The 342-nt window shown below is 80.1% G+C and carries 1 pseudogene; it reads left to right on the forward strand.

The annotated features are described in order from the left end of the window. A pseudogene (locus FHN55_RS23000) lies at positions 1–342 on the forward strand (hypothetical protein); the annotation flags it as partial.

Consider the following 342-nt stretch of genomic DNA (forward strand, 5'->3'; position numbering starts at 1 on the left):
TCCGCCTCCGCGGCCCCGCCTGCTCCGCCACCGGCGCCCACGGCGTCCGCCACCCTCACCGCCGCTGCGCCCACGAGCGCCACGGCCGGCCCGGAGGCGTCCGTGGCCGGTGGCGCGCCCGTGGCGTTCGTCGGTGACGGGCTGGACCCGGCCGGTGCCGCCAACGACTGGTCGGCGCTGGCCGCGACGGCCCTGAACGGCGCGGGAGCCCCGGTGGCGCGCAGCGTGGCCGCTGCCGACGGTGCCGGCTGGGCCGCCCGGGCCGCCGACGGACGCACCTTCTCCGACCTGCTCGACCAGGTCACCAGCGACCAGACCCGCGTGGTGGTGCTGCTCGGCAGC

The sequence above is a fragment of the Streptomyces sp. NP160 genome (assembly GCF_006335115.1).
Classification (GTDB): domain Bacteria; phylum Actinomycetota; class Actinomycetes; order Actinomycetales; family Quadrisphaeraceae; genus Quadrisphaera.